29 protein-coding genes are annotated in these 25,629 nt (G+C 53.7%); 13 read left to right on the top strand and 16 right to left on the bottom strand.

Annotated features, from left to right (window positions below; translation table 11 throughout):
* The first annotated feature begins 56 nt into the window (after positions 1–56).
* On the top strand, positions 57–1,652 hold the full coding sequence (locus tag AAHF05_RS09530; protein ID WP_129324547.1) for an FAD-NAD(P)-binding protein: 1,596 nt from the start codon (positions 57–59) through the stop codon (positions 1,650–1,652).
* Positions 1,653–1,680: 28 nt separating this feature from the next.
* Here AAHF05_RS09530 and AAHF05_RS09525 read toward each other — a convergent pair whose 3' ends face one another.
* Together AAHF05_RS09525 and AAHF05_RS09520 are read right to left on the bottom strand one after the other, a co-directional pair.
* The gene (locus AAHF05_RS09525) at positions 1,681–2,316 is read right to left on the bottom strand and encodes a carbonic anhydrase (protein WP_028017278.1); all 636 of its coding nucleotides are present in this window, start codon (positions 2,314–2,316) and stop codon (positions 1,681–1,683) included.
* Between the two features lie 72 nt (positions 2,317–2,388).
* Positions 2,389–3,171 (bottom strand): MBL fold metallo-hydrolase, encoded by a 783-nt coding sequence (locus AAHF05_RS09520; RefSeq protein WP_129324546.1) that lies wholly within the window; start codon positions 3,169–3,171, stop codon positions 2,389–2,391.
* Positions 3,172–3,296: 125 nt separating this feature from the next.
* Here AAHF05_RS09520 and AAHF05_RS09515 point away from each other — a divergent pair, with 125 nt between their 5' ends.
* Complete coding sequence (locus AAHF05_RS09515) at positions 3,297–3,437, top strand: hypothetical protein (RefSeq protein ID WP_003857665.1); 141 nt, start codon at positions 3,297–3,299, stop codon at positions 3,435–3,437.
* A 92-nt stretch (positions 3,438–3,529) separates the two neighbouring features.
* On the opposite strand, the gene AAHF05_RS09510 is transcribed toward AAHF05_RS09515, so the two are convergent.
* Positions 3,530–3,697 (bottom strand): hypothetical protein, encoded by a 168-nt coding sequence (locus tag AAHF05_RS09510; protein ID WP_164989106.1) that lies wholly within the window; start codon positions 3,695–3,697, stop codon positions 3,530–3,532.
* A 245-nt stretch (positions 3,698–3,942) separates the two neighbouring features.
* Between AAHF05_RS09510 and AAHF05_RS09505 the strand changes: the two genes are divergently transcribed.
* From AAHF05_RS09505 to AAHF05_RS09490, 4 genes are read left to right on the top strand one after another with little or no spacing between them, the layout of a single operon-like run.
* A complete protein-coding gene (locus tag AAHF05_RS09505) occupies positions 3,943–4,773 on the top strand; it encodes an ABC transporter substrate-binding protein (RefSeq protein WP_028017276.1) in 831 nt (276 codons plus the stop codon).
* Position 4,774: 1 nt separating this feature from the next.
* Positions 4,775–5,590, top strand: a complete 816-nt coding sequence (locus AAHF05_RS09500) for an amino acid ABC transporter ATP-binding protein (RefSeq protein ID WP_108090116.1) — start codon at positions 4,775–4,777, stop codon at positions 5,588–5,590.
* Entirely contained in the window at positions 5,590–6,366 is a 777-nt protein-coding gene (locus tag AAHF05_RS09495) for an amino acid ABC transporter permease (RefSeq protein WP_129324545.1), read from the top strand. The genes AAHF05_RS09500 and AAHF05_RS09495 overlap by 1 nt, the downstream gene beginning before the upstream one ends.
* A complete protein-coding gene (locus AAHF05_RS09490) occupies positions 6,350–7,036 on the top strand; it encodes an amino acid ABC transporter permease (protein ID WP_129324544.1) in 687 nt (228 codons plus the stop codon). Before AAHF05_RS09495 ends, AAHF05_RS09490 begins: the two co-directional genes overlap by 17 nt.
* On the opposite strand, the gene fumD is transcribed toward AAHF05_RS09490, so the two are convergent.
* From fumD to AAHF05_RS09470, 4 genes are all read right to left on the bottom strand, one after another.
* A complete protein-coding gene (gene fumD, locus AAHF05_RS09485) occupies positions 7,017–7,226 on the bottom strand; it encodes a fumarate hydratase FumD (RefSeq protein ID WP_008500615.1) in 210 nt (69 codons plus the stop codon). The two genes, AAHF05_RS09490 and fumD, sit on opposite strands and share 20 nt — an antisense overlap.
* A 110-nt stretch (positions 7,227–7,336) precedes the next feature.
* Complete coding sequence (locus AAHF05_RS09480; RefSeq protein ID WP_008500616.1) at positions 7,337–8,149, bottom strand: MetQ/NlpA family ABC transporter substrate-binding protein; 813 nt, start codon at positions 8,147–8,149, stop codon at positions 7,337–7,339.
* A gap of 23 nt (positions 8,150–8,172) precedes the next feature.
* A complete protein-coding gene (locus AAHF05_RS09475) occupies positions 8,173–8,841 on the bottom strand; it encodes a methionine ABC transporter permease (protein WP_049006353.1) in 669 nt (222 codons plus the stop codon).
* Complete coding sequence (locus AAHF05_RS09470; RefSeq protein ID WP_028017270.1) at positions 8,834–9,856, bottom strand: methionine ABC transporter ATP-binding protein; 1,023 nt, start codon at positions 9,854–9,856, stop codon at positions 8,834–8,836. The genes AAHF05_RS09475 and AAHF05_RS09470 overlap by 8 nt, the downstream gene beginning before the upstream one ends.
* A gap of 400 nt (positions 9,857–10,256) precedes the next feature.
* Here AAHF05_RS09470 and AAHF05_RS09465 point away from each other — a divergent pair, with 400 nt between their 5' ends.
* The 4 genes from AAHF05_RS09465 (at position 10,257) to lpp (ending at position 15,130) form a co-directional block, all read left to right on the top strand.
* Complete coding sequence (locus tag AAHF05_RS09465; RefSeq protein WP_129324543.1) at positions 10,257–11,627, top strand: pyridoxal-phosphate dependent enzyme; 1,371 nt, start codon at positions 10,257–10,259, stop codon at positions 11,625–11,627.
* 11 nt (positions 11,628–11,638) lie between these two features.
* On the top strand, positions 11,639–12,784 hold the full coding sequence (locus AAHF05_RS09460; RefSeq protein ID WP_129324557.1) for a PLP-dependent aspartate aminotransferase family protein: 1,146 nt from the start codon (positions 11,639–11,641) through the stop codon (positions 12,782–12,784).
* Between the two features lie 377 nt (positions 12,785–13,161).
* Positions 13,162–14,583 carry a pyruvate kinase PykF gene (gene pykF / locus AAHF05_RS09455; RefSeq protein ID WP_028017267.1) on the top strand — a complete coding sequence of 474 codons (1,422 nt, stop codon included), beginning with the start codon at positions 13,162–13,164 and terminating at the stop codon, positions 14,581–14,583.
* Positions 14,584–14,893: 310 nt separating this feature from the next.
* Positions 14,894–15,130 (top strand): murein lipoprotein Lpp, encoded by a 237-nt coding sequence (gene lpp, locus AAHF05_RS09450; RefSeq protein ID WP_001082307.1) that lies wholly within the window; start codon positions 14,894–14,896, stop codon positions 15,128–15,130.
* 60 nt (positions 15,131–15,190) lie between these two features.
* Here the strand turns inward: lpp and AAHF05_RS09445 are convergent, their stop codons facing one another.
* The 9 genes from AAHF05_RS09445 to AAHF05_RS09405 all read right to left on the bottom strand — a co-directional run bounded on the left by AAHF05_RS09445 (position 15,191) and on the right by AAHF05_RS09405 (position 24,269).
* Positions 15,191–16,204 carry a L,D-transpeptidase family protein gene (locus tag AAHF05_RS09445; protein WP_129324542.1) on the bottom strand — a complete coding sequence of 338 codons (1,014 nt, stop codon included), beginning with the start codon at positions 16,202–16,204 and terminating at the stop codon, positions 15,191–15,193.
* A 97-nt stretch (positions 16,205–16,301) separates the two neighbouring features.
* A complete protein-coding gene (sufE, locus tag AAHF05_RS09440; RefSeq protein WP_028017265.1) occupies positions 16,302–16,718 on the bottom strand; it encodes a cysteine desulfuration protein SufE in 417 nt (138 codons plus the stop codon).
* A gap of 14 nt (positions 16,719–16,732) precedes the next feature.
* A complete protein-coding gene (gene sufS / locus AAHF05_RS09435) occupies positions 16,733–17,953 on the bottom strand; it encodes a cysteine desulfurase SufS (protein WP_028017264.1) in 1,221 nt (406 codons plus the stop codon).
* On the bottom strand, positions 17,950–19,221 hold the full coding sequence (gene sufD / locus AAHF05_RS09430) for a Fe-S cluster assembly protein SufD (RefSeq protein ID WP_049006365.1): 1,272 nt from the start codon (positions 19,219–19,221) through the stop codon (positions 17,950–17,952). Before sufD ends, sufS begins: the two co-directional genes overlap by 4 nt.
* Complete coding sequence (gene sufC / locus AAHF05_RS09425; RefSeq protein WP_028017262.1) at positions 19,196–19,942, bottom strand: Fe-S cluster assembly ATPase SufC; 747 nt, start codon at positions 19,940–19,942, stop codon at positions 19,196–19,198. Before sufC ends, sufD begins: the two co-directional genes overlap by 26 nt.
* Positions 19,943–19,951: 9 nt before the next feature.
* Positions 19,952–21,442: a Fe-S cluster assembly protein SufB gene (gene sufB, locus AAHF05_RS09420; protein WP_114979423.1), complete on the bottom strand. Its 1,491-nt coding sequence runs from the start codon at positions 21,440–21,442 to the stop codon at positions 19,952–19,954.
* Positions 21,443–21,450: 8 nt separating this feature from the next.
* Entirely contained in the window at positions 21,451–21,819 is a 369-nt protein-coding gene (sufA, locus tag AAHF05_RS09415; protein WP_129324541.1) for a Fe-S cluster assembly scaffold SufA, read from the bottom strand.
* A gap of 313 nt (positions 21,820–22,132) precedes the next feature.
* Positions 22,133–22,861, bottom strand: coding sequence for a MerR family transcriptional regulator (locus tag AAHF05_RS09410; RefSeq protein ID WP_028017259.1), 729 nt, complete (start codon positions 22,859–22,861; stop codon positions 22,133–22,135).
* 187 nt (positions 22,862–23,048) lie between these two features.
* Positions 23,049–24,269 (bottom strand): diguanylate phosphodiesterase, encoded by a 1,221-nt coding sequence (locus AAHF05_RS09405; protein ID WP_129324540.1) that lies wholly within the window; start codon positions 24,267–24,269, stop codon positions 23,049–23,051.
* Positions 24,270–24,609: 340 nt separating this feature from the next.
* Between AAHF05_RS09405 and ycgZ the strand changes: the two genes are divergently transcribed.
* The 3 genes from ycgZ to AAHF05_RS09390 are packed head-to-tail and all read left to right on the top strand — an operon-like array spanning position 24,610 to position 25,482.
* Complete coding sequence (ycgZ, locus tag AAHF05_RS09400; RefSeq protein WP_129324539.1) at positions 24,610–24,849, top strand: regulatory protein YcgZ; 240 nt, start codon at positions 24,610–24,612, stop codon at positions 24,847–24,849.
* 4 nt (positions 24,850–24,853) lie between these two features.
* The gene (locus AAHF05_RS09395) at positions 24,854–25,174 is read left to right on the top strand and encodes a hypothetical protein (protein ID WP_129324538.1); all 321 of its coding nucleotides are present in this window, start codon (positions 24,854–24,856) and stop codon (positions 25,172–25,174) included.
* A 29-nt stretch (positions 25,175–25,203) separates the two neighbouring features.
* Positions 25,204–25,482 (top strand): biofilm development regulator YmgB/AriR family protein, encoded by a 279-nt coding sequence (locus AAHF05_RS09390; protein ID WP_129324537.1) that lies wholly within the window; start codon positions 25,204–25,206, stop codon positions 25,480–25,482.
* The last annotated feature ends 147 nt before the right edge of the window (positions 25,483–25,629 follow it).

Here is a 25,629-nt window from a genome sequence, read left to right as displayed (position 1 = left end):
TTCATCACTGTTCTCCTGCTACGCTTTCCTCATGGAAAAAAAGAGGAATACCGTCGATGAAGAAAATCGCCATTATCGGTTCCGGCCCTACAGGGATTTATACCTTTTACGCACTTCTTAATAATCCGCAGCCGCTTTCGGTTTACGTCTTTGAGCAAGCTGATAACGCGGGCGTGGGTATGCCCTATAACGACGACGATAATTCTCGTCTGATGCTGGCGAACATTGCGAGCATTGAAATCCCGCCACTGTTCATGTCCTACCTCGACTGGCTTAAGGGCCAGAGCGAAACCCATCTGGCACGCTTTAAGGTGGATAAATCCCGTTTGCATGACCGGCAGTTCCTGCCCCGACTCCTGCTTGGTGAGTATTTCCGCGACAGCTTTTGGTCAATCGTAAAAGAGGCGAAAAAACGCGGGTTCCATGTTGAAATCCATGAGTCTGCCCGGGTCACCGACATCGTGCCCACGAATGACGGCGTCACGCTTTCCGTCAACGACAGCAGTTTTCCTGAACGCTTTGACCTTGCGGTTATCGCCACCGGCCACGTCTGGCCTGCAGACGACGAAGCCTCTCGCACGTACTTCCCAAGCCCGTGGTCCGGTCTGATGGATGCCAAAATTCCGCCCTGCCGTGTTGGTGTTATGGGAACATCGTTAAGCGGTCTTGACGCGGCAATGGCGGTAGTGATGCAGCACGGCGCGTTTCGCGACGATACATTCGTTCTGGATACAGGCAGCGAGGCGTTAAAGATTGTCCTGATGTCCCGAACAGGCATTCTCCCGGAAGCCGATTTTTACTGCCCTATTCCCTACGAGCCGTTATCAGTGTTGACCGAGCTTGCGGCTGAACGCGAAATAGCTAAAGGGCCGGATGGCCTGCTCGATCGCATTTTTGCCCTGATGGTCAAAGAGCTTGAACACGATGACCCGGCGTGGTGCGCGAAAGTTTCGTTACGTAAGCAGACAGCGGACAGCCTTCGTGAGGCCTGGTTTGAAGATCGTAAACGACACGACCCGTTCACCTGGGCCGAAGAAAACCTCGACGAGGTTGAGAGAAACAAACAGGAACACCGCACCGTGGCCTGGCGCTACACCGTGCTTCGGCTGCATGAAGTGGTTCAGACGATCGTACCGCATCTCGACGATCGCGACAGTAAGCGCTTCAAACAAGGGCTGGCCCGGGTCTTTATCGACAACTATGCGGCCATCCCTCCACAGTCTATTCGCAGGCTGCTCGCGCTTCGCGAAGCCGGCATTATTAGCGTGGCTGCTCTCGGTGATAATTACACGCTGGATATTGGCAGCGATAGCGCAGCAATCGCCATAAAAGAGACCGTCTACCGTTTCGACGTTTTTATTGATGCGCGCGGGCAAAAGCCGCTCAAAACGAAAGATCTGCCCTTCCCGACGCTGCGCAAGCAGCTGGAAGCAACGGGTGAAGAGATACCCGACATCGGCGAAGATTACACCTTAAAAGCGCCTGACACCGTTCGCGGACGCATCGCCTTCGGCGCGATACCGTGGCTAATGCACGATCGTCCCTTCGTTCAGGGGCTGGCGGAGTGTGCAGAGATTGCAGAGGCGATGGCGAAAGCGGCAGAAAAAACCGCGTCTGGGTTACGGCGGAAATTACCGTATAGTGAGGACTGACAGGGCATCCATGCCCAGCTGTAATGGATTACTCGAAATACACTTCCGGGTTTTCAGACAGCGAAACGAAGGTTTTCGTTGCTTTATCCAGCGCGCGAATTTCGCCGCTTTCAATGTCATACACCCAGCCGTGCAGTCGGATAGAGTTGTTACGAAGGCCCACCGCCACGGACGGATGGGTCTTAATGTTGCTCAGCTGCGCAAATACGTTTTCCTGCACCATCGCGTTGACTTTATCGATCGGCTTATCCCAGGTTTTCTTCTCAACCACCGCTTTTGCCGCATCGGAATAGCGCAGCCAGTGCGACACAGCAGGCATCGGCTCCAGGTTCGCGTTATCTGCGATCGCCTTCATCGCACCACAGTTGGAGTGACCGCAAATCACGATATCCGTCACACCCAGCGCCACAACAGCGTATTCGATGGTTGCGGACACACCGCCAGGCTCAGGTCCGAACGGCGGCACGATGTTGCCAGCATTACGAATGACAAAGAGTTGTCCTGGCTCCTGCTGGGTGACCAGTTCCGGGACCAGACGGCTGTCGGAGCATGAGATGAACAGCGCTTTGGGATTCTGGCTGGACGCTAAACTGCGGAAGAGTTCTTTACGTTGCGGGAAAATCTCTTTTTGAAAGCTGAGAAAACCTTCAATGATATGTTGCATAGCAATGTCTCTTTTATCTGTTTTAGTTTAGGTATGATCGAGATCACACTCGTAAAGTTTACCCATCGTGGTTTACTTCAGACAAGCAATATATTTCTGGCCCGACCGCCGCACGATCTCGTCAGCAAAGGCAAGAATGTTCTGCCCTTCGAATGCGCCGTACAGCCGTGCAAACGTTCTGCCTTTCAGATGACTCACTACCGATGCTACGGTCCGGGCCGGCAGCGGAAGATAATTTGGGTAACTCCACATAAACGAGACAGCGTCTTTCCCCGGCGTGACCTGCAGAATATCGCCCACCAGCAATACCCCCGCACCTTCCTGCCAGTGCAGCACTGTCCCGCCAGCAAAATGGCCGCCGAGGCGCAGCAATGTGACCGACGGGAAAATTTCCAGCGCATCGTCCTGCCAGAAGTGGATTGCCGGGCTATCGCGCATGACCCATTCTCTGTCGCTGGCGTGCAGATACAATGGTGCATCAAACGCCGCAGCCCATTCCTGCATCGTGGTGTAATAGTGCGGGTGTGAAATCGCAATTGCGCTGATGCCGCCGAGCGCAGTGATGAGTGTTTTAGTTGCCAGGTCGAGATTAGCGATACAGTCCCAGAGAATATTGCCGTGCGGGGTACGCAGGAGCAGTGCCCGCTGATTGATAGCAAATGCGGGCACCGTTTTGATACTAAACAATTGCGGCTCCAGCTGCTGCCATTTGTTGCTGTGTGTGGCGGTTACGGTATCGAAATCTGTCCACACCTGGCCCGTGACGGGCACATACTGACGGTCATCCTCGCAGATCGGGCATCTGTCAGGCTGTGCATCATAGGCGGTTCCGCAGGTTTTACAGAGGGTAATCATGTGTTCTCCTCAGCGATAAAGCACTGAGTATGGCAGGGATTATCCTTATGTGCTGCGAGGTACATTGCTGGCTTTTTTTGCCCTATACTGTGCCAGTATCAAAAACTGAACAGAGCAGGTGCAACATGGAAATTGATCTCGATAACTTAGTGTTTAACGGTCTGGATGAAGCAGAAGAGCGTAATGCGGAACGTCTGGACGACGCGGATAAAAAAGCGCAGGCGATTGTCGCCGACGACGACTGCGGCGACGCCTGCAAGATCTAATAAAAAAGCACCGGGAAACCGGTGCTTTTTTATTTCACTCGTTAAACGTCGCGCACACCTCGTTCCAGTACGTTTCGCGCGTGCGGCGCAGTTCAGCGTGGCGTTTTATCATGGAACCACTCCGGGTCAATGTTGGCAACGTCTACGCCATACAGGCTGGCGACAGGCAGTATCGACTCAAGAACACGTTGCGCGCTGTTCTCCGCATTCGCTGGCCGGGCCACAAAAAACCGCCGTAACGTGCTGATCCATTTTTTCATCGTCTTACCCTCTCTCGCCGTATCTGCCTTCAGTTAAGCACCCAAATCCCGTGGAGGGGAAATACCAAAATCCACTGTCGATGTGCAGGATCTGCAAATAGCCCCCCGGCCTTTTCACTCTTCATTAACACCTTGTTCACTAATGCTTTTTTGCTCATAGCAAAGAACGATTTCTTATTTGGCGATAGCTTTCCCTTATGGGAGCGTAACGGGGTAAAACAAAAACAACGGGATGGCGTATGACTATGGCAGCAAAAATGAAAGGGTTTAAAAAACGGACGCTGGTTCTGGGATTAGTGGCAGCCTGGGGCCTGTTTTCAGCGCAGGCGCAGGCCGATCAGCTGGCGGATATCAAGGCAGCAGGGGTGGTGAAAGTAGCCACATTTGATGCCAACCCGCCGTTTGGCTCGATTGATGCCAAAACGCATGAGATCGTGGGTTACGACGTGGACTTCGCCAAAGCGCTGGCTAAATCACTCGGCGTAAAGCTTGAACTGGTTGCCACCAATCCGGCCAACCGCATTCCGCTGCTGCAGTCCGGCAAAGCCGACCTGATCGTGGCGGATATCACCATCACCCCGGAACGCGCACAGGTCATTGATTTCTCGACGCCTTACTTCGTCACCGGCCAGCAGTTCCTGGTTCCGGCGAAATCACCGGACAAGCTTGATGACTACAGCCGGGCGCGTATTGGCGCGGTCAAAGGAACCACGGGCGAACAGGCGCTGCACCAGCGTTTCCCGCAGTCCCGCGTGCTCTCTTATGACGATATTCCACTGGCGCTGACGGCACTGCGCAATGGCAACGTGCAGGCAATCACCCAGGACAGCACTATTCTGGCCGGTCTGCTGGCGCAGGCGCCGGATAAAGCCAACTTCAAAATCCTGCCCGATCTGCTCAGTAAAGAAGAGATTGGCGTGGGGGTGAAGAAAGGTGAAACCGCGCTGCTGAAGGCCGTTAACGACGAGCTGGTTAATCTCGAGAAGAACGGCCAGGCGGCAAAAATCTACGACGTCTGGTTTGGTCCAGGCACTCCAGCTCCACAGCCTCGCGCCTTTAAAATAGAAGCTAAGTAATATGCTCTCAGGTTTATTTTCACACTCCGCGGTCGGTGCCGCGGATTTTTCACATCTGGAACAGGCCAGCGTCGAGTTTCGTCATGTGGACAAACGCTACGGTGACCATCAGGTTTTAAACGACATTAACCTCACCATCACGCCCGGAGAAGTGGTCGCCATCCTCGGCCCTTCGGGTTCCGGTAAATCCACCCTGATTCGTCTCATCAACCAGCTTGAAACCCTGAGCGGCGGGGAGATCCTTGTCGACAACAAACCGACCGGCAAGCTGTCTGGTATCGGGCTGCGTCAACTGCGCAGCCGCGTGGGGTTTGTGTTCCAGCAATTCAATCTTTATGCCCATCTCACCGCCAGCCAGAACATCACCCTGGCGCTGGAGCAGGTTCACGGCTGGAAGCCGCAACCTGCCCAGGAGCGCGCGCTGTCCCTGCTGGAGAAAGTCGGAATGCTGGAAAAAGCCCACCATTTCCCGGCAGAGCTTTCTGGTGGTCAACAGCAGCGCGTGGCGATAGCCCGTGCTCTGGCCTCTTCGCCGCAAATCATTCTCTTCGACGAGCCGACATCGGCTCTCGATCCTGAGATGATTGGCGAAGTGCTGTTTGTGATGAAAGCCCTCGCCCACAGCGGGATCACCATGATCGTCGTGACCCACGAGATGCAGTTTGCCCGGGAGATTGCCGACCGGATCGTCTTTATCGACGGCGGGCAAATTCTCGAGATTGCGCCGCCGGCGCAGTTTTTTAGTCAGCCCTCACATCCGCGCGCGCAGCGTTTCCTGCAAAAGGTGCTTAACCCACTGCATCAGGAGCATCTGTAATGCCCGCGCTCGACTGGCACGGGGTACTGACCGGACAGCCCCTGCAGTGGATATTCTCCGGATTTCTCACCACCCTGTGGGTCACGATTATGGGGGTCATGCTGGCAAGCCTGCTGGCATTACTTTTTATGCTCCTGCGCCTTTCCGGCGGACGCCTCGGGAGCGCCATCGTCAGTGGCTGGGTATCGCTGTTTCGCAATACGCCGCTGCTGGTGCAGTTGCTGTTCTGGTATTTTGCCGCCTGGAACGGATTACCACAGGCGTTTCGCGACGTGGTTAACGCGGATCACAGCTGGTCAATTCTGCCCGGCGATGTCTGGTGGTTTACACCCGAGTTTTTATGTTCCGCCTGGGGGTTGGGCGTCTTTACCTCGGCGTTTTTAATCGAAGAGGTGGAGTCAGGGTTACGTTCTGTGCCTGCCGGACAACGGGAGGCCGCGCTGGCTCAGGGTTTCTCTTCGTGGCGTTTGTTTCGTCACATCCTTCTGCCGCAGGGCCTGGCCAACGCCTGGCAGCCCGTTGTGGGGCAGTACCTTAATCTGATGAAGCTCTCCTCGCTCGCCAGCGGGATTGGCTTTGCCGAACTCACCTACCAGGTCAGGCAGATTGAAAGCTACAACGCGCATGCGCTGGAAGCATTTACTGTCGGTACCGCACTCTATCTCCTGACCGGTCTGGTCATGGGAATGGTGCTGGTTCGTATTGGACCTCAGGCGAAACGTAAACGCCCCATCGCTGTCACCGCAGGGAGTGAAAAACATGATTGCCGGACTTAATGTCATCACCGATAACCTCGATTATCTGCTGTGGGGACGCGCGGCAGCGGGTGAACCGGGCGGCGTATTGCTCTCGTTGATGATGGCGGCTGGAGCCGCCGCCATCGCTCTGCCCGGTGGGATAGTGCTCGCGTGTCTGGCCTGGCGCTTTACCGGGCTCCTACGCAAGCTGCTCTTCTTGTGGGCAGAGCTGATCCGCGGTATCCCGCTCATCTTCGTGATTTTCTGGATGTGGTATCTGCTGCCGCTCATTACCGGGGGCGATCTGCCGGGGGCTCTTACCGTCACGCTGGCCCTGGCCTGGTTTACGGCGGCAACCGTGATGCACTCGGTGCTGGCCGGACTTAACGCGCTACCCTCCGGGCAATATGAGGCTGCACTGTCTCAGGGATTCAGCACGCAACAAACGTTGTTGCGCGTGCTGCTGCCGCAGGCGCTGAGGAATATTCTGCCGTCACTGGTGGGGATTTTTATCAGCCTGCTGAAGGATACGTCGCTGGCGTTTATCGTGAACGTACCGGAACTGACCACAGTCGCGGGACAGGTCAACAACCGGGTGCAAATCTACCCGGCGGCCATTTTTATCTTTACGGGTGTGGTCTACTACCTGCTCTGCTGCTCGCTGGAGCAGCTTGCGAAACGCTGGCGTATCACCCGGCCAGCGCTTTAACCACCGTTTCCATCGCTTCGGTTGTTAATTCACTGCGTTTAACGCGCTGGTTCGCCAGCGCGGTACGTAGTACTCCGGCAATGACAATATGCTTTGGCTCCTGCCCTAAATCACGCATCTCAAGCACCACCTTACCGACTACCCGGCACATCTCCTGATACAGCGCTTCATCTTTAGTCACATTACCCATCGTCATCACTCCATTGCCTGTTAAACGTTGAGCTTAAATGATTCTCCTGCCGGATACAAAAAAGAAGCCCGGCGAGAAACTCGCCGGGCTTCATCTGTAAAATCAGCTAATTAGTTGTTTACTGGAATGACCGCGCCTTTGTACTTGGTGCGGATCCAGTCCTGAATCTCTTTCGAGTGCAGCACGTTCACCAGCGCAACGATATCTTTCTTCTTCTCGTCACCGCGATGAACGGTAATGATGTTGGCGTACGGGTTGTTTTCACCGCTTTCTACCGCAATCGGGTCGTGAACCGGATCCAGTCCGGCGTCAATCGCGTAGTTGGCGTTGATCACCACCGCATCGCCTTCGTTGTTGTTGTACATCTGCGGCAGCAGAGACGCTTCCACGTTAGGGGTAAACTTCAGCTTTTTCGGGTTTTCTACGATGTCGCTGATGCGCGCGGTCACTTTGTCGATGCCTGGTTTCAGCTTGATCACGCCCTCTTTTTCAAAGATAGAGAGGATACGGCCCTCTTCAGAAACAGCGTCACGCATGATGATCTTGCCGCCTTCCGGCAGATCTTTCAGCGACTTATATTTTTTAGAGTAAATGCCGATTGGCTCAATGTGGATCGCGCCTGCACTGACAAAATCATAATCCTTGTCGCCCGCATGATCTTTCAGAACGCTGTTCAGGTAAGGGATGTGCTGGAAATAGTTCGCGTCGATATCATGACCCGCCAGCGCGGTGTTGGGCAGAATGTAGTCCTGGAACGGTTTAATCTCCAGGTCGATACCCTGCTTCGCCAGAATCGGTTTTGCCTGCTCCAGAATTTCAGCGTGTGGCGTGTTTGATGCCCCCACGGTCAGGGTATCTGCCCAGGAGGCAAAGCTCAGGGCACTCAGGGTTGCTGCAGCAATCAATGTCAGTGTCTTTTTCATGATGTGGTTCCTGTGTGTATTTATTAGCGTTTATCTAACAGTGAAGTAATGATGTCGCCGCAGAACTGGATGATGAAAACGATGATTAAAATAGTCACCGTTGCCACCAGCGTGACGTCACCATGGTTGCGCTGGAATCCTTCCAGATAAGCCAGATTTCCCAAACCACCGGCGCCAATCACCCCCGCCATCGCGCTGTAACTCACCAGCGCAATCAGCGTCACCGTAATACCTGATACCAGTGCAGGTGATGATTCCGGCAGTAAAACCCGAAACACTAACGTGCTCAGTCGTGCGCCCATCGAGCGAGTTGCTTCGATGACGCCTTTATCCACTTCACGCAGGGCGATCTCCACCAGGCGTGCGTAGAACGGTGCGGCGCCGACAATCAGTGCCGGCAGTGCCGCGTTGGCGCCAAGGATGGTGCCAACAATGGTCTTGGTGAACGGGATCAGCAACACAATCAAAATGATGAACGGAATAGAACGGAACACGTTCACCACAATCGAAATGACGCTATACACCGTGCGATTGTGAAACAACCCACCGCGTGCGGTTAAAAACAGCGCCAGACCCAGCACGATGCCCAGCACAAACGTCGCCACGCCTGAAAGCGCCGTCATGTACAGCGTCTCCAGCGTCGCCGCCCAGAGCTGATCCCATTTGAGATGCGGAAAGAGATTCTCAGCCATGTTTAATCACCTCGCCTTCAATATCGCTGTGCTGCAGGTCGGCGAGGATATTGTTCAGTTGTTCGTCAGATGCCACGACGTGCACCCAGAGCTGGCCAAACACGCCATGGGCGGTTTGCGTCATTTTCCCGTGCAGGATGTTAAACGGCAGGCCGTAGCGGAGGGTCAACTCACCTACGATCGGCTTATGCGTGCTGTGCCCGGTAAACGTCAGTTTGATGACCGTGCCTTCCAGATCGTTTGCCAGCTCGCTATTAAAGGTTTCCTCCTCCGCGTACTGACTCACCTGGCGGACAAACTGCTGCGTAATGGGCTGTTGTGGATGGGTAAAGACGCTCAGCACATCCCCTTCTTCCACCACTTTACCGTTCTCCATTACCGCCACGCGGTCGCAGATTTTGCGCACCACGTGCATCTCGTGCGTGATCAACACGATGGTCAGTTTGAAGCGGCGGTTAATATCCAGCAGCAGATCGAGGATTTGATCGGTGGTCTGCGGGTCGAGCGCTGACGTAGCTTCATCACAGAGCAGCACGTCGGGGTTATTCGCTAGCGCACGCGCAATGCCGACACGTTGCTTTTGCCCGCCGCTCAACTGCGACGGGTAGGCATTCTCACGCCCTTTCAGCCCAACGAGCTCGACAAGCTCGGCCACGCGCGCCTTGATTCTCGCTTTCGGCACACCTGCAATTTGCATTGAAAACGCGATGTTTTCTGAAACCGTGCGCGACCACAGCAGGTTGAAATGCTGGAACACCATACTGATTTTCAGGCGTGCCTGGCGCAGCGCCTCGCCACTGGCGGCAGAAATGTTCTGCCCATTAATGGTGACACTTCCGGTGCTGGGTTTTTCCAGACCGTTCAGCAGACGAATCAGCGTGCTTTTCCCGGCCCCACTGTAACCAATAATTCCGTAAATCTGTCCCTGCTCTACCGTCAAGTTGACGTCATCAACGGCAGTCAGTGCCACTTTTCCGTTGTCAAAAACCTTCGAAATATTACTCAGTACAATCATTCTTATTCGTTATCCGTCCCGCGCATGGCGGTTTAGAAGTATGGATGTCCAAATGAGTGTAAACAGGCGTTATCAGCTTTTAAATGAATAAAAAGGCATGTGTTATAACCGTGGGAAATAAACAGCGGATTTACCGGGAGGGAAGCATTTAGACCAATTTCAGCAATGATTATCTGCCAGATGTATATCTGCTGGCTGACACCCTTAAAAATCGGTCATTTTTGCAGCATTTATCACTAGTATAGCCATCCTCACATCCAGACAACTTTACGTCTTGCTATCCTGACATCCAAAAACGGCATTTATATTCCTTTCAGTTCTAAACGGCAGTGAATGGTTCTTTATTGCGAAAATTACACCGCCCTATCATCCCGTCATGACATCCAGAAAGGAAAACATCATGGCGATTTATCACTCCGTCACCGAACTCATTGGTCGTACCCCGCTTATCCAGTTGCATAAGCTTGATACTGGTCCCTGCTCGCTGTTCCTGAAGCTGGAAAACCAGAACCCGGGCGGTTCTATTAAGGATCGCGTTGCGCTGTCGATGATTAATGAAGCGGAGCGTACCGGGCAGCTGCAGCCGGGCGGTACGATCATTGAGGCGACGGCGGGAAATACCGGTCTCGGCCTGGCTCTGATCGCCGCTCAGAAAGGCTACTCGCTGATCCTGGTGGTACCGGACAAAATGAGCCGCGAGAAAATTTTCCACCTGCGCGCGCTGGGTGCCCAGGTGGTACTGACCCGCTCCGACGTTAATAAGGGCCATCCCGCCTATTACCAGGACTACGCCCAGCGCCTGGCTAATGAACTACCCGGCGCGTTTTACATCGACCAGTTCAATAACGAAGCCAATCCGCTGGCACACCGCACCACCACAGCCCCGGAACTGTATGAGCAGTTGGACGCCAAGATCGACGCTATCGTAGTGGGTGTGGGTTCAGGCGGGACGCTGGGCGGCCTGCAGGCGTGGTTCGCCGAGCACTCTCCGCACACGGAGTTTGTGCTGGCAGACCCGGCAGGATCCGTTCTGGCAGACCAGGTAGAAACCGGGAAATATCACGATGCCGGCTCCTGGCTGGTTGAGGGAATTGGCGAAGACTTTATTCCGCCGCTGGCCCACATCGAAGGCGTGAATCGCGCCTGGCGCATCACCGACCGGGAAGCCTTCACCACCGCGCGCGAGCTGCTGAAAACGGAAGGTATTCTGGCAGGCTCCTCCAGCGGCACGCTGCTGGCGGCGGCGCTGAAATACTGCCAGGCGCAGACCACGCAGAAGCGCGTGGTGACTTTCGCCTGCGACAGCGGCAATAAATACCTCTCGAAGATGTTCAACGATGACTGGATGCGTCAGCAAGGCCTGATCACGCGCCCGCAGGCAGGCGATCTCTCCGACTATATCGCCCTGCGCCACGATGAAGGGGCTACCGTCACCGCCGCCCCGGACGACACGCTTTCCACCGTCCTGGCACGCATGCGTCTGTATGACATCTCCCAGCTGCCGGTACTGGAGAACGGCAAGGTCGTCGGCATTATCGACGAATGGGATCTCCTGCGGAATATCGACGGCGATGGCGATCGCTTCGCACTTCCCGTAACTGAGGCCATGACCCGTCAGGTGGAGTTCCTCGATAAACGCGCACCAGAGAGCGACCTGAATACCATTTTCGACCGCGGTCTGGTGGCCGTGATCAATGACAACGACCGTTTTCTCGGTCTGATTACGCGCAGCGACGTTCTGACCGCCTGGCGCAACCGTCTTCAGCAATAAAGGAATAGATGATGAAAAACCTGGCTACCTTGAGCGTCCACAGCGGCGAGTTTAACGATCAACATGGCGCCGTTATGCCACCGATTTACGCCACCTCGACGTTTGCGCAACCCTCCCCCGGGGAGCATACCGGCTATGAATATTCCCGGAGCGGCAACCCCACCCGCCATGCGCTGGAAACGGCGATTGCCGAACTGGAGGGCGGTACACGCGGCTACGCGTTTGCCTCCGGTCTGGCTGCCATCTCCACGGTGCTCGAACTGCTGGATAAAGACAGCCATATTGTCGCCATCGATGACGTTTACGGTGGGACGTATCGCCTGATCGAGAACGTGCGCAAGCACAGCACCGGCCTGCAGGTCAGTTGGGTTAAACCGGACGACTTAGCCGGGCTGGAGGCCGCCATTCGCCCGGATACGCGTATGGTCTGGGTCGAAACGCCCACCAACCCGCTACTGAAGCTGGCGGACCTGGCGGCCATTGCAGCTATCGCCCGTCGTCATAACGTCATCAGCGTGGCGGATAACACCTTCGCGTCGCCGGTGATCCACCGTCCGCTGGAATCGGGTTTCGATATCGTGGTGCACTCCGCCACCAAATACCTTAACGGCCACTCTGACGTCGTCGCCGGACTGGCGGTGGTAGGAGATAACCAGGCGCTGGCGGACAAACTTGGCTACCTGCAAAACGCGGTCGGTGGCGTACTGGATCCGTTCAGCAGCTTCCTGACGCTGCGCGGTATTCGCACGCTGGCTTTGAGGGTAGAAAAGCACAGCACCAACGCGCTGGCGATTGCGCAATGGCTGGAGCAACATCCGCAGGTTGAAAAAGTGTTCTATCCAGGACTGGAATCGCACCCACAATATTCGCTTGCCCGAACGCAGATGGCATTGCCCGGCGGAATGATTTCTGTTGTCGTAAAAGGCGATGCGCAACGTGCAGCAGAAGTGATTCGCAACCTGAAGTTGTTCACCCTTGCGGAAAGCCTGGGCGGCGTTGAGAGCCTTGTGAGCCAGCCTTACAGCATGACGCACGCCTCGATTCCGCTGGAGCAACGCCTGGCAAACGGCATTGTGCCGCAGCTGATCCGCCTGTCAGTGGGAATTGAAGATCCAAAAGACCTGATTGCCGACCTCAGCCAGGCGCTGAAAAAATAAGCAAAATGCGGCAGGTTAATCCCCTGCCGCCATAAGTTGTCATTATGGCTTAACGCCTTGATAACAATATTATGTGAAACTTCACAGATTATTTCTGAAACACCGTTTCCATTTTCCTTTTAGCTAAAAATCAGCGTATAATGCGCGCCTAATCCCTGGTGAATGGTTTCAGCGCTTGGAATACAAAAAACAACGTACAACTTCTCCTCTCCTTCGTTGGGCTGTCACTCAGGCACACTTTCTTCTGCACGCTCATTTGATGTCTCCTATCCTTAGTGCGTGTCATATACTCTTTTGCAACACAGGTTTGACTCCGCGGCGGTGCGCCCCAGGAGCGAGATTTCCATATCCTTCCCAACTTAAAGACTAAGACTGTCATGAAAAAGACGAAAATTGTTTGTACTATCGGCCCGAAAACCGAATCTGAAGAGATGCTGAGCAAAATGCTGGATGCCGGCATGAACGTGATGCGTCTGAACTTCTCCCATGGTGACTACGCAGAACACGGTCAGCGTATCCAGAATTTGCGCAACGTGATGAGCAAGACCGGTAAAAAAGCCGCGATCCTGCTGGATACTAAAGGTCCTGAAATCCGCACCATCAAACTGGAAGGCGGTAACGACGTCTCTCTGAAAGCGGGCCAGACTTTCACCTTCACTACTGACAAATCCGTTGTCGGCAACAGCGAAATCGTTGCTGTGACCTATGAAGGCTTCACCAGCGACCTGTCCGTCGGTAACACCGTACTGGTAGACGATGGTCTGATCGGTATGGAAGTCACCGCTATCGAAGGTAACAAAGTTATCTGTAAAGTGCTGAACAACGGCGACCTGGGTGAAAACAAAGGCGTTAACCTGCCGGGCGTTTCCATCGCGCTGCCAGCACTGGCTGAAAAAGACAAACAAGACCTGATCTTCGGTTGCGAGCAAGGCGTTGACTTCGTTGCAGCCTCTTTCATCCGCAAACGTTCCGACGTGGTTGAAATCCGTGAGCACCTGAAAGCGCACGGCGGCGAGAAGATCCAGATCATCTCCAAAATTGAAAACCAGGAAGGCCTGAACAACTTCGACGAAATCCTCGAAGCCTCTGACGGCATCATGGTTGCACGTGGCGACCTGGGCGTTGAAATCCCGGTTGAAGAAGTGATCTTCGCGCAGAAGATGATGATCGAGAAATGTGTTCGCGCGCGTAAAGTGGTTATCACTGCAACGCAGATGCTGGACTCCATGATCAAAAACCCACGCCCAACCCGCGCAGAAGCAGGCGACGTGGCAAACGCCATCCTCGACGGTACTGATGCAGTTATGCTGTCTGGCGAATCCGCGAAGGGTAAATATCCGCTGGAAGCAGTGACCATCATGGCCACCATCTGCGAACGCACCGACCGCGTGATGAAAAGCCGTCTGGATTACAATAACGACAGCCGTAAACTGCGCATCACTGAAGCCGTGTGCCGTGGTGCAGTTGAAACTGCAGAGAAACTGGAAGCGCCACTGATCGTCGTAGCCACTCAGGGCGGTAAATCTGCTCGCGCTGTGCGTAAATACTTCCCGGATGCGACCATCCTTGCACTGACCACCAACGAAACCACTGCTCGTCAGCTGGTACTGAGCAAAGGTGTTGTGCCTCACCTGGTAAAAGAAATTGCCTCTACCGATGATTTCTATCGCCTGGGTAAAGAAGTGGCTCTGGAGCTGGTTGATCGTGGCCTGGCTCAGAAAGGTGACGTTGTGGTTATGGTTTCTGGTGCACTGGTACCAAGCGGAACTACCAATACAGCATCTGTTCACGTGCTGTAATAATTCCCGAACGAATTAATTTTGGTAAAAAGCGCCCCTCGGGGCGCTTTTTTTATTCCTGGCATTAGCCAAAGTCATTCAAAATGCAAATCGGGTTTTTCTATTTAATTGCGAATTATCTAAGATGAATCCGATGATAAATGCCTTTTTTTACATAGATTTTTGCCCGAAAAGGGCTGATTCGATGCTTCTTTGAGCGAACGATCAAAAATAGGGGTATTCCCATCAAAAAAATATTCTCAACCCAAAAAACTTTGTGTAATACTTGTAACGCTACATGGAGATTAACTCAATCTAGAGGGTATTAATAATGAATCGTACTAAACTGGTACTGGGCGCGGTAATCCTGGGTTCTACTCTGCTGGCTGGTTGCTCCAGCAACGCTAAAATCGATCAGCTGTCTTCTGACGTTCAGACTCTGAACGCTAAAGTTGACCAGCTGAGCAACGACGTGAACGCAATGCGTTCCGACGTTCAGGCTGCTAAAGACGACGCAGCTCGCGCTAACCAGCGTCTGGACAACCAGGCTACTAAATACCGTAAGTAATAGTACCTGTTAATAAAATGGCGCACATTGTGCGCCATTTTTTTTGCCTCCATCAAACTGCTACTGCGTCACCTTCTCCCCTTCATCTTCCGCTACGGCAGCAGACGCCTGACTGTTCTGCACCGACAACACGTTATTACTGGCTGATGGCGCGCTACCCGACGATACAACAACCGGGATCCCGGCACGGCGTGACAGGGCCTTATTGATAAGCGCTTTATCACTTCCCGCCTGAGAAACAAATGTCGCAAAGTCTGCGGAGTGCGTGATTGGCGAAACCTGCGGGTTTTCCCCCTCAACCTGCGCCAGCGGACGGTGGACTTCAATATAGCGTTTACCATCCGGTTCGACGGAAAACTTCACGGGCTCATTGATAATCTGTACCCGCGTGCCAACCCGTACCTGTTCAAACAGAGCTTTAATATCCGGGGCGTTCATCCGCATACAGCCAGAGCTGACCCGAAGGCCGACGCTGTCCGGCGCACTGGTGCCGTGGATCAGGTATTCCCCATTACCCACGCCTAAACGCAGTGCAAAGCGTCCTAGCGGGTTATTCGGCCCGGCGGGTACAACCGGAGGTAATTTAATCCCCTGCTCCAGAGAGCGTGCTCTGATGCCCGGTGTTGGTGTCCAGGTAGGATTAGGGATTTTCTGACTCACCCGCGTGGTCGTGACGGGTGTTTCCAGCCCCAGTTGTCCGATGCCGAGCGGAAAGACCTGAACAATGTTTTCTCCCGGCGGGAAGTAGTAGAGCCGTAGCTCAGCGAGATTCACCACAATCCCCTCGCGGGGCGTATCCGGCAACAGCATTTGCGACGGAATGGTAATAACGGTTCCCGGGGCAGGGTTTATCGGCGCAATAGAATTGTTGGTTTCCAGGATCACCTGGGCTGCAGTATTAAACCGGCGGGCAATGGTCTGCAGCTTATTATCCCCTTCCTGTATCGTGTAGGTTTGATTTTGCCCAATCAGACGACTGCCTGCGGGCGGCAATGGGTAGTCCATCGCGCGGGCCGAATTAAGAGCACCGAGCGAACCAAGAAGTAATAGAGTTATGAGAGACGCGCGCTTCATGCTGAGATTCCTTATTCACTGACAGAACGTCAGAAAGCTGAAAAACCAGCGAGGCGGGAACCACCTCGCGAAACAGAATGAATGCTGTTTTATAAGTCTAGCTAAGGATTGCAGCTTTAGCGCGAATGGCGCGAATCATCGCTTCGAGTCCCTGGGAACGGGAGGGGGTGAGGTGTTGAGTCAGAGCCATTTTTTCAAACCACGGGCGGACATCAAACGCAACAATGTCCTGCGCCGACATCTGGTGATAAAGAATAAACACCACGGCGATAAGCCCTTTTACAATCGCTGCATCGCTGTCGCCGTGCAACTGGATTGTGCCGTCGTGAGTTTGCTCCATCACAATCCACACCTGGCTCTGGCAGCCCTGAATAGTATTCTCCGGGTTATGCGCCTCTTCACTGAGCGGGGGTAAACGCTGTCCCAGCTCAATAATATAGAGATACTTCTCTTCCCAGTTCGCGCAACGCCCGAAGTTACGCAGCAATTTATCTTTATCCGGCAACTCTGCCATATTTTGCCTCTCCGTTAGCCCAGCAGCTGGTGAATACGTTTTAGCCCTGCCACCAGTCTGTCGACCTCTTCCATTGTGTTGTACATCACCAGCGACGCGCGGCACATTGCCGGCACCTGGTAAAACGCCATCAGCGGCATGGCGCAGTGGTGTCCGGTACGGACCGCCACGCCGTAGTTATCGAGAAAACTGCCCACGTCATAGGCATGGTGTTTCCCGAGATTAAACGCGATCACCCCTTGCCGGTCGGCAGGTCCATATAGGGTCAGATCCGGCACGCTGGCAAGCTCCGCAAGCGCATAGTGCATCAGCAGCTGTTCGTACTCCTGAATACTATCAAGGCCGATCGCGGAGACATAAGAGACCGCCGCCCCCAGTCCGATAATCCCGCCTGTGTTAGGTGTCCCCGCCTCAAAACGCCACGGCGCACGGGCGTAGGTAGTCCCTTCCGACAGGCTGACGGTGGCAATCATCGACCCGCCGCCTTCCCACGGCGGCATCGCCTGCAGGATGTCCTCTTTCACATACAACACGCCAATCCCCGTTGGGCCATACAGCTTATGCCCGGAGAAGACGTAGAAATCACAGTCCAGCGCCTGAACATCAACCGCGTGGTGCATTACCGCCTGGGCACCGTCAATCAGCACCTTCGCGCCGGCCTGATGGGCTTTCCCGACAATCTCTGCGACCGGGTTTTCCGTCCCCAGTACGTTGGAGACCTGAGTGACCGCCACCAGCCGGGTTTTATCGTCGAGTAATGCGTCAAGCTGCTCGAGCTGCAGCGTCCCGTCTTCATTCAACGGAATGACCCGCAATTGCGCCCCCACACGCTCACAGAGCATCTGCCACGGCACAATATTGGCGTGATGCTCCATCTGGGTGATGATGATGTTGTCACCTGCGTGGACCTGCGCGTTGCCCCAGCTGTTGGCTACAAGGTTGATCCCCTCCGTGGTACCCCGCACAAACACCAGCTCTTCCGGTGACCGTGCATTGAGAAAGGCGGCTATTTGCGTACGCACATTCTCCATGCGTTGAGTCGCTTCAGCACTCAGCGTGTGGATCCCCCGATGCACGGCGGCGTAGCCATGACGGTAGAACTCGGCTTCCGCATCCACCACCTGATTCGGCTTCTGTGCGCTGGCCGCACTGTCCAGGTAGGCCAAAGGAAGACCGTTCACTTCACGGGTCAGAACCGGAAAATCTGCCCGCACTTTCTCTACGGGAAAACTCATACTTCGCCTCCAGGCAGACGCTGACCAATACGGGCCAGCACCTGCTGTTTTAACAGGCCATCGTGCAACGCTTCCGTCAGTTCGGCGGCAAACGCATAGATAATCATTTTCTGCGCCGCCTGCTGGTCGATACCGCGGGAACGCAGGTAGAACATCTGCTCATCATCAATCCGCCCGACCGTCGCACCATGGCTGCATTTCACGTCGTCGGCATAGATCTCCAGTTGCGGTTTGGTATCCACTTCTGCCAGTCGTCCCAGCAGCAGATTGTTATTGGTCATCTGCCCGTCAGTTTTAATCGCGTGTTGCGCCACGTTAATCAGGCCATTAAACACCGCACGCCCTTTGTCGCTGACAATGGTTTTGTGCAACTGACGGCTGTTGCAGTAGCCCTTGTTGTGTTCAAGCCAGGTGCGCGTGTCGCACACTTCCGCTTTGACCGGCATCGCCAGGCTGTTGATGCGCAGCGTGGTGTTTTCACCGTTAAGCTGCGTGCTGGTGTTATGGCGCAGCACGGCGCCACCGAGTAGAAAACTGTGGCTGTAGGCTGCGGCATCCTGACCGAGCAAAATATCGTTATGGGCGAAGTGGTGACTCTGCGCATTCTCAAACGCCAGCTTGATATGGTGAAGATGGGCATTGGCGGCAACGTTCATCGTCAGACGCGATCCGGTAAAGTGTCGGATATCGTTGAGACTGACGTAATGCTCAATCACCGTGGCTTCCGCCCCCTCAGCCAGTTCAAGATGATGGCGGTAGTGAGCCGTGTTGATCTCGTCGCCGTCCAGCCCCTGGGTGATATGCATCAGCAACAGCGGTTTGGCCGGGCGCTGGTTACGCTTCACATGAATATGCGTCACCGACTGCGCCAGACTTTCAGTGAGATGCAGAAACACTTCCGGCTGAACTGCTGTCGTCAGGCTCTGACGATCGTCGTTAATCGCGATGCCGAACCCGCTCTCCTGCGTGTCATCGCTCAGTTCCGGGCGGAACTGACCATCGACAAACACCAGACGCACGGCATCCACACTCAGAGCCAGCGCATCGCGCTGCACCGGGGTGATATCCGCCAGACGGGTGACAAACTCGCCGTTCATCAGGCCATCAAGCGGGGTGTATTTCCAGTTCTCATGCTTTCGCGAAGGCAGGCCGAGACGCAGCATCTGCTGTAAATGTTGCTGCGCTTGCTCAGATCGTGTCTCACCCTGGGCTTCAAACAGTCTGTGCCACTGCTGGAGCACATTACTGCTGTTCGGTAAGCCAGCCATAACCCTGCTCCTCCAGTTGTTTAACCAGCGTAAAATCGCCCGATTTCACAATGCGCCCCTGGTAAAGCACGTGGACGTAGTCCGGCTTGATGTAGTCGAGAATACGCTGATAGTGGGTGACGATAATGAACGAACGCTTACCATCGCGCAGCGAGTTAACGCCGTCAGCGACAATCTTCAGGGCGTCAATATCCAGACCGGAGTCGGTCTCATCCAGAATGCACAGCGCGGGTTCCAGAACCGCCATCTGCAGGATGTCGTTGCGTTTTTTCTCACCCCCAGAGAAACCAACGTTAACCGAGCGGGTGAGCAGATCCTCCGGCATTTTCAGCAGTTTGATCTTCTCTTCCATCAAATCCTGGAAATCGAAGCGGTCCAGCGCCTCCAGGCCGCGATACTTGCGCACCGCATTCAGCGCCGTTTGCAGGAAGAACTGGTTACTGACGCCAGGGATTTCTACCGGGTACTGGAAGGCCATAAAGATGCCCTCTCCCGCACGATCTTCCGGGGACATTTCCAGCAGATCTTTGCCGTTAAATTCGACCGAGCCGTGGGTCACTTCATAATCTTCACGGCCTGCCAGCGTCGCTGAAAGCGTACTTTTCCCGGAACCATTCGGCCCCATGATGGCGTGAACTTCACCCGGTTTGACATCAAAATTGAGGCCACGCAGGATCGCTTTGTCTTCCACGCTAACCTGTAAATCTTTAATACGTAACATGTGCTTTCCTTAACCGACGCTGTGTTCAAGACTAATGGCGAGGAGTTTCTGTGCTTCAACGGCAAATTCCAGCGGCAGTTCAGAGAACACGTCCTTACAGAAGCCGTTCACAATCATCGAAATAGCATCTTCTTCGCTGATCCCGCGTTGCAGGCAGTAGAAGAGCTGATCTTCCCCAATACGCGACGTCGTCGCCTCGTGCTCAAGCTGGGCGGTATTGTTACGACACTCAACGTACGGGAAGGTATGCGCCCCGCAGTCCGCGCCAATCAACATCGAGTCACACTGGGTAAAGTTGCGCGCATTGGTGGCCGTCGGCATGATTTTCACCAGACCACGATAGCTGTTCTGGCTGTGTCCGGCTGAGATGCCTTTCGAGATGATGGTCGACCGGGTATTTTTCCCGATGTGGATCATCTTGGTCCCGGTATCGGCCTGCTGATGGCCACTGGTCAGCGCCACCGAATAGAACTCACCGATGGAATTATCCCCACGCAGAATACAGCTCGGGTATTTCCAGGTGATAGCCGAGCCCGTTTCTGACTGGGTCCACGACATCTTGCTGTTTTCACCTTCGCACAGCGCACGTTTGGTCACGAAGTTCAGGATGCCACCGGTATTGCCGTCACCCGGAAACCAGTTTTGTACCGTCGAGTATTTCACCTCGGCATCTTTATGGATGATGACCTCCACTACCGCCGCGTGCAGCTGGTAGCTGTCACGCACCGGGGCGGAACACCCTTCGATGTAACTGACATAGCTGCCCTCATCGGCCACCAAAATGGTCCGTTCAAACTGACCGGTTTTTTCGGCGTTGATGCGGAAATATGTCGAGAGTTCCATCGGACAGCGCACGCCTTTCGGCACATAGATAAAGGTACCGTCAGAGGCCACCGCCGCGTTGAGCGCCGCAAAGAAGTTGTCGTTAGAGGGCACCACGGTCCCAATGTACTTTTTCACCAGGTCCGGGTGCTCGTGAATGGCTTCGCCGAAGGAGCAGAAAATGATCCCCTGCTCTGCCAGCTTTTCACGGTAGGTGGTTGCCACTGAGACGGAGTCAAAAATGGCGTCTACCGCCACCTCTTTGCCCTCACGTACGGGCACGCCCAGCTGGTTGAAGGCTTCTTCCACCTCTTTGCTGAGGAAGCTGTTTTCAGCGCCAGTCTGCTGTACTGCGCCAGGCTGAGAGGCACAGGTATCGTCGCAACTGCCGCAGGATGGCGCTGAGTAGTAGCTGTAGTCCTGATAATTCAGCTTGTCATAATGCGCTTTCAGCCAGTGCGGCTCTTCCATCTCCAGCCACGCGCGGTAAGCGCTCAGGCGAAACTCCAGCATCCACTCTGGCTCATTACGTTTCGCCGAGATCGCCCGCACGACATCTTCGTTAATGCCTTTCGCCAGCTCGTCGGTCTGCAGCTGGGTGAAGAACCCCTCTTTATAGTTGAGGTGCCCCCCGCTCCAGGTATTTACTTCACTCGTTGCTTCAGTATTACGAGACATAGTTCCGCCTATACCCCAAAGCTTTCGCCACAGCCGCATTCGTTCTGGGCTTTCGGGTTGTGAAATTTGAACAGCTGGTTTAAACCTTCCCGTACGTAGTCCACTTCTGTACCGTCGATAAAGGGCATGGCCTGCAGCGCGACGAACAATTTTGCGCCGTCGGTCTCGAAGACCAGATCATCTTTCTCGGGTTCGGTGACGGTATCAAGCACGTAGCCGAAGCCTGCGCATCCCGTCTGTTTGACTCCAAGGCGCACGCCGAGGATCTCGGGCTTTTTCGCCACCAGCTCGTGAATATGTGCCGCCGCCGCTGGCGTGAGCGTTAAACCACGCCAGGTAAAATCGGCAGGATTGAAGGTTTCTGAATGCAGTTCCATAGGTCCACCTCATCTGATTTGCCATCAGGGCATAACACCATGTTAGTGATAACGATTATCACTTCAACCCTCTGGCAGCAGGGGCATTCGGCTAAACCGCCCTTTTTGGCTACTTTTATTAAGCATAGACCCTGTTGCGACAGGCCGGAGGGATGGATTTAATTGTTCAATGCATTGATAAATAATGCATTATTCATCCAAAAACACGAAGGAAGAGGAAAAAATAAAATATGCATCGGAAATGCCTATTTTTAAGATAGACGATGCCCGGAAAGTGACACTGATAAAAAAAGGCCTTCAAGGCCTCTTACACTCAGTGATGAAATGAGACAGCAAACCCCTGTTCACGCCAGTGATCGAGCTGTTCCTGCTGGCGAGGCGTTGGAGATTTCCCCGTCCAGACGAAGATTTTTTGCCCCGGGAAAAGTTCCGGACGCGGTGAGTCAATAGGTTCCGCCAGCACATCAATATGCCAGCCTTTCTGCGATAAGCGTGCGGCCTCAAGCCACAAATGAGTACGGTCCTCGCATTCCCAGCCAATAAGCAGCGCGTCTTTACCCGCTTTCTTGCGGGACTCCGCCAGGCTTGCAATCGCGAATTCAATCAGGACGCCGTCAAGCAGGCTTGCCATGTGACGCACGGTGTTCTGGTCCTGATTCATTCGCTGGCGGACGGGAGAGATGATGTTATCAATCAGTGCATCCAGCGCGTGATCGCGGCGAAACTCACCAATTTTGGCGCGCAGCTTTGCCGGGCTGGCATAACGCAGAACGGTCATCATCTCTTCCTGGAATGAAACCCAGTTACCCTGAGTCAGTACGTCCTTGTTTTCCAGTAAGGCTTTGACTTTTCCGACCGAGACGCCGCTTTTCATCAGGCGCTTGATCTCTTCAATACGCAGGATATCTTCATCGTCAAACTGACGATGACCCCCTTCGCTGCGCTGCGGCTTCAACAATCCATAACGGCGCTGCCAGGCACGCAGCGTAACGGGGTTGATACCGCATCGTTCGGCCACTTCGCCGATACTGTAATAGGCCATTAACTCCCTCACGCACAGTACTTCCATACCCAACTACACCAACCTTATCAGATTGTACAAACCATTTGTATAACTAAGACCTCGTTTTAAGCAGGTGATTGCGTTACAAGCCATTTACCTGTTCATACATTGTTGTATAAATTTTACCGTTCGTACAGTCACGTCAGTCGAACTGTGTACAGCTTTTTCAGAACTCGGACTTTTTCTCTGGCCACGCAATAGCCGGAATTCCGCCATGCCGGGGGCTGGCAAAAAGGTGTCCCTGAAACTGAGAAATTCCTGCAGACTCCAGCCACATCCACTCTTCCGCCTTCTCCACGCCGACCGCACAGAACTGAATTTCAAGGGAGGTACAGCACTTGATGATCGCCTGAATGATGGCCTGTCTGGGGCCGCTTTTGTGCACGTTTGCGACCAGGTCGCGATTAATTTTAATTCTGTCCGGCTGGAACTGTGCCAGTAACTGTAGCCCGGCAAAACCGGCACCAAAATGATCGATCGTCACACTGATACCCGCACTTTTTAACTGCCTGACCGAATGGGTAAATTCATCGAAACGGGAAATGGCTTCGCTCTCCGTGAATTCCACCACAATTTGCTCGGGCACAAAGCCATTTGCATCAATCGTGGTGAGCAGGAAGTCCACGGCGTTCGGAACATTCACCAGCGTCATAGGTAGCAGGTTGAGGGATAATGTCTGGTCCTGTAGCCCCAGCGCGCTGGCCATTGAGAGCGCAACCTGCTTGCTGTGCAAATCAGACGCGTACACGTCATCACGTGGGCGGTTGGCGAAGTACACACCTGGTGAATCCCCGGATGGTGTGCGGAGAAGCGCCTCCCAGGAGACGACCTGCTGCATGAACGGATCGACGATGGGTTGAAACGCAAAACTGCAGTCCGCTCCTTTTGCCACCACCTCAGGTTGCGCAGATAGCGGTGTTTCTTCGGGGATAAAATCCCATGAATCCGCCGGAGGCAATTCAAAATAGTTGGCTTTCTCAGTGGCCTCGACAAAGGTGCGGAAAAACTGCAAAGGACGGTCATTGTATGTCAACTGATAACGTGTGGTGCCTTTGTTAAGCACCTGCTGAAGTACCTCCTCCCTGTCGAACTGGCGCAAATCAAACAGCTCCATACCCACGTTGCCAAAACGTCGGGTCGGCCCGTGATCGCGCATCAACTCCACCACGTTATGGTGACGTGCGTCCTTACAGATCTGCTCATAGATTGACGAAACGTGTTCCACTGGCCCTTCGAGCAATTGAAAAAAATGTGTGCCGTTAAACAGCAAGATCCCCGTGACATTGGATTGCCGATTTTTACTATTTGCAGCAGCGACCATTTTTTCCAGCGCTTTCACTGGAACGTCCTCGCAGATATGACTGCGGTAAATGATGGTTGTAAGCATGCTATTCCTGGGGGGTTAGGGTTCTGACCACAAAAACATGTGGATAAGGATCTGTTATAGCACATTAATTGCCTGACAAATAATTTACATCTCAATCATTTACGCCATTTAATGATTTCTATTTTTGCGCTGTACAACTTAACAGTGCCGCTCTGATTTGTACAATATATCTTGTAAAGTTACCATTTCGTGACATGCAAACAACCCATTGAAATAATTATAATTAATAAAAAATATCACAAATAAATCCAAAATCTGTACATTTTTAATGTACAGATTTGAGAATTGTGTATACCTTAAATGTAACGTTACTGATTACGAATTTTTACAGGAGTGAAACATGCAACAGAACGGTTATGTCGTAGATTCGGCAGCAGCGATTGCACAGTACTTCGAAAAAGCAGCACTTCCTACTCAGCAGGAAACATTGGGGCAGGTCGTGGTTGAGATTCTTAGCGACGGGCGAAACCTCAATCGCAAATCGCTCTGTACCAAACTGTTAAGCCGCCTCGAAAGGGCCGATGGCCCGGAAGAGGAACAACATTATCACATGCTGCTTGGTCTCCTCTTCGAGCGGTAATGCCATGAACAGCAGTGACGCAGATCGACTGATAGACCAGCTTATCGGTGAAGCCGTCCTTTCTCTTCTGAAAGAGCGGGGGCCAGTGACAACCGAAGGATTGCTACAGCGTCTGCGGGCCATGAAAAAACATGAAAAGGATCCCTGGCGGCGGGAGACACTTGCGGTGGTGATTGCCGAGATCGGCTCAAACAGCATCGCCTTTACACGTCGCAGAACCGCGCAAGGACGAACGAACAGAGAGGGATCTCTCAACGATAACAAAGACAATGTTGTGCCGTTATTTGGAAGTGGAAAACCGTCCAACCCAAAAAAAATACATTGACTGTCATTTAACAGCTACGGTGAGAACAAATGAGACAAAATATTCAGCTTCAACCCGAATACCATTCTGCTTTTTTAGACAGTGCGCTGTCGGAATATTTCCGTCACGCAGGCGATCGTTTTGCTGAAGAGTCCACTGTTTTTTCTACTGCAGTACGCTGTGTTCTGGCCTCCGAAGGGCATCTCTCCAACAAAGCGATCATCCTCTGGCTCATTCAGACGCTGGAATCGACCAACGACGTTGTCCAGGCGGATGTTATTCGCAAGACCCTGGAAATTGTCGTGGGCTACACCATGGACGACCTGTAATATCACGGCCACTCATCCTGCTCTCGTGTCATCGTCAAAACTGACGAATGTTCTGACGATGACACGCGCCTTCCTCGCTTAACCCCCTGTAAAACCAGCAAAGCCAACCTGGCACGGTTCCTGCTTACTTCCGATTACGGGGCTGGG

Source organism: Enterobacter adelaidei, assembly GCF_041937165.1.
GTDB lineage: Bacteria > Pseudomonadota > Gammaproteobacteria > Enterobacterales > Enterobacteriaceae > Enterobacter > Enterobacter adelaidei.
This window is presented reverse-complemented; position numbering and strand designations above follow the sequence as displayed.

What these genes read in the sequence shown, in the direction of transcription:
- AAHF05_RS09530 (WP_129324547.1), top strand. Translation starts at nt 57, where the DNA reads ATGAAGAAAATCGCCATTATCGGTTCCGGCCCTACAGGGATTTATACC.
- AAHF05_RS09525 (WP_028017278.1), bottom strand. Translation starts at nt 2,316, where the DNA reads ATGCAACATATCATTGAAGGTTTTCTCAGCTTTCAAAAAGAGATTTTC.
- AAHF05_RS09520 (WP_129324546.1), bottom strand. Translation starts at nt 3,171, where the DNA reads ATGATTACCCTCTGTAAAACCTGCGGAACCGCCTATGATGCACAGCCT.
- AAHF05_RS09515 (WP_003857665.1), top strand. Translation starts at nt 3,297, where the DNA reads ATGGAAATTGATCTCGATAACTTAGTGTTTAACGGTCTGGATGAAGCA.
- AAHF05_RS09510 (WP_164989106.1), bottom strand. Translation starts at nt 3,697, where the DNA reads ATGAAAAAATGGATCAGCACGTTACGGCGGTTTTTTGTGGCCCGGCCA.
- AAHF05_RS09505 (WP_028017276.1), top strand. Translation starts at nt 3,943, where the DNA reads ATGGCAGCAAAAATGAAAGGGTTTAAAAAACGGACGCTGGTTCTGGGA.
- AAHF05_RS09500 (WP_108090116.1), top strand. Translation starts at nt 4,775, where the DNA reads ATGCTCTCAGGTTTATTTTCACACTCCGCGGTCGGTGCCGCGGATTTT.
- AAHF05_RS09495 (WP_129324545.1), top strand. Translation starts at nt 5,590, where the DNA reads ATGCCCGCGCTCGACTGGCACGGGGTACTGACCGGACAGCCCCTGCAG.
- AAHF05_RS09490 (WP_129324544.1), top strand. Translation starts at nt 6,350, where the DNA reads ATGATTGCCGGACTTAATGTCATCACCGATAACCTCGATTATCTGCTG.
- fumD (WP_008500615.1), bottom strand. Translation starts at nt 7,226, where the DNA reads ATGGGTAATGTGACTAAAGATGAAGCGCTGTATCAGGAGATGTGCCGG.
- AAHF05_RS09480 (WP_008500616.1), bottom strand. Translation starts at nt 8,149, where the DNA reads ATGAAAAAGACACTGACATTGATTGCTGCAGCAACCCTGAGTGCCCTG.
- AAHF05_RS09475 (WP_049006353.1), bottom strand. Translation starts at nt 8,841, where the DNA reads ATGGCTGAGAATCTCTTTCCGCATCTCAAATGGGATCAGCTCTGGGCG.
- AAHF05_RS09470 (WP_028017270.1), bottom strand. Translation starts at nt 9,856, where the DNA reads ATGATTGTACTGAGTAATATTTCGAAGGTTTTTGACAACGGAAAAGTG.
- AAHF05_RS09465 (WP_129324543.1), top strand. Translation starts at nt 10,257, where the DNA reads ATGGCGATTTATCACTCCGTCACCGAACTCATTGGTCGTACCCCGCTT.
- AAHF05_RS09460 (WP_129324557.1), top strand. Translation starts at nt 11,639, where the DNA reads ATGAAAAACCTGGCTACCTTGAGCGTCCACAGCGGCGAGTTTAACGAT.
- pykF (WP_028017267.1), top strand. Translation starts at nt 13,162, where the DNA reads ATGAAAAAGACGAAAATTGTTTGTACTATCGGCCCGAAAACCGAATCT.
- lpp (WP_001082307.1), top strand. Translation starts at nt 14,894, where the DNA reads ATGAATCGTACTAAACTGGTACTGGGCGCGGTAATCCTGGGTTCTACT.
- AAHF05_RS09445 (WP_129324542.1), bottom strand. Translation starts at nt 16,204, where the DNA reads ATGAAGCGCGCGTCTCTCATAACTCTATTACTTCTTGGTTCGCTCGGT.
- sufE (WP_028017265.1), bottom strand. Translation starts at nt 16,718, where the DNA reads ATGGCAGAGTTGCCGGATAAAGATAAATTGCTGCGTAACTTCGGGCGT.
- sufS (WP_028017264.1), bottom strand. Translation starts at nt 17,953, where the DNA reads ATGAGTTTTCCCGTAGAGAAAGTGCGGGCAGATTTTCCGGTTCTGACC.
- sufD (WP_049006365.1), bottom strand. Translation starts at nt 19,221, where the DNA reads ATGGCTGGCTTACCGAACAGCAGTAATGTGCTCCAGCAGTGGCACAGA.
- sufC (WP_028017262.1), bottom strand. Translation starts at nt 19,942, where the DNA reads ATGTTACGTATTAAAGATTTACAGGTTAGCGTGGAAGACAAAGCGATC.
- sufB (WP_114979423.1), bottom strand. Translation starts at nt 21,442, where the DNA reads ATGTCTCGTAATACTGAAGCAACGAGTGAAGTAAATACCTGGAGCGGG.
- sufA (WP_129324541.1), bottom strand. Translation starts at nt 21,819, where the DNA reads ATGGAACTGCATTCAGAAACCTTCAATCCTGCCGATTTTACCTGGCGT.
- AAHF05_RS09410 (WP_028017259.1), bottom strand. Translation starts at nt 22,861, where the DNA reads ATGGCCTATTACAGTATCGGCGAAGTGGCCGAACGATGCGGTATCAAC.
- AAHF05_RS09405 (WP_129324540.1), bottom strand. Translation starts at nt 24,269, where the DNA reads ATGCTTACAACCATCATTTACCGCAGTCATATCTGCGAGGACGTTCCA.
- ycgZ (WP_129324539.1), top strand. Translation starts at nt 24,610, where the DNA reads ATGCAACAGAACGGTTATGTCGTAGATTCGGCAGCAGCGATTGCACAG.
- AAHF05_RS09395 (WP_129324538.1), top strand. Translation starts at nt 24,854, where the DNA reads ATGAACAGCAGTGACGCAGATCGACTGATAGACCAGCTTATCGGTGAA.
- AAHF05_RS09390 (WP_129324537.1), top strand. Translation starts at nt 25,204, where the DNA reads ATGAGACAAAATATTCAGCTTCAACCCGAATACCATTCTGCTTTTTTA.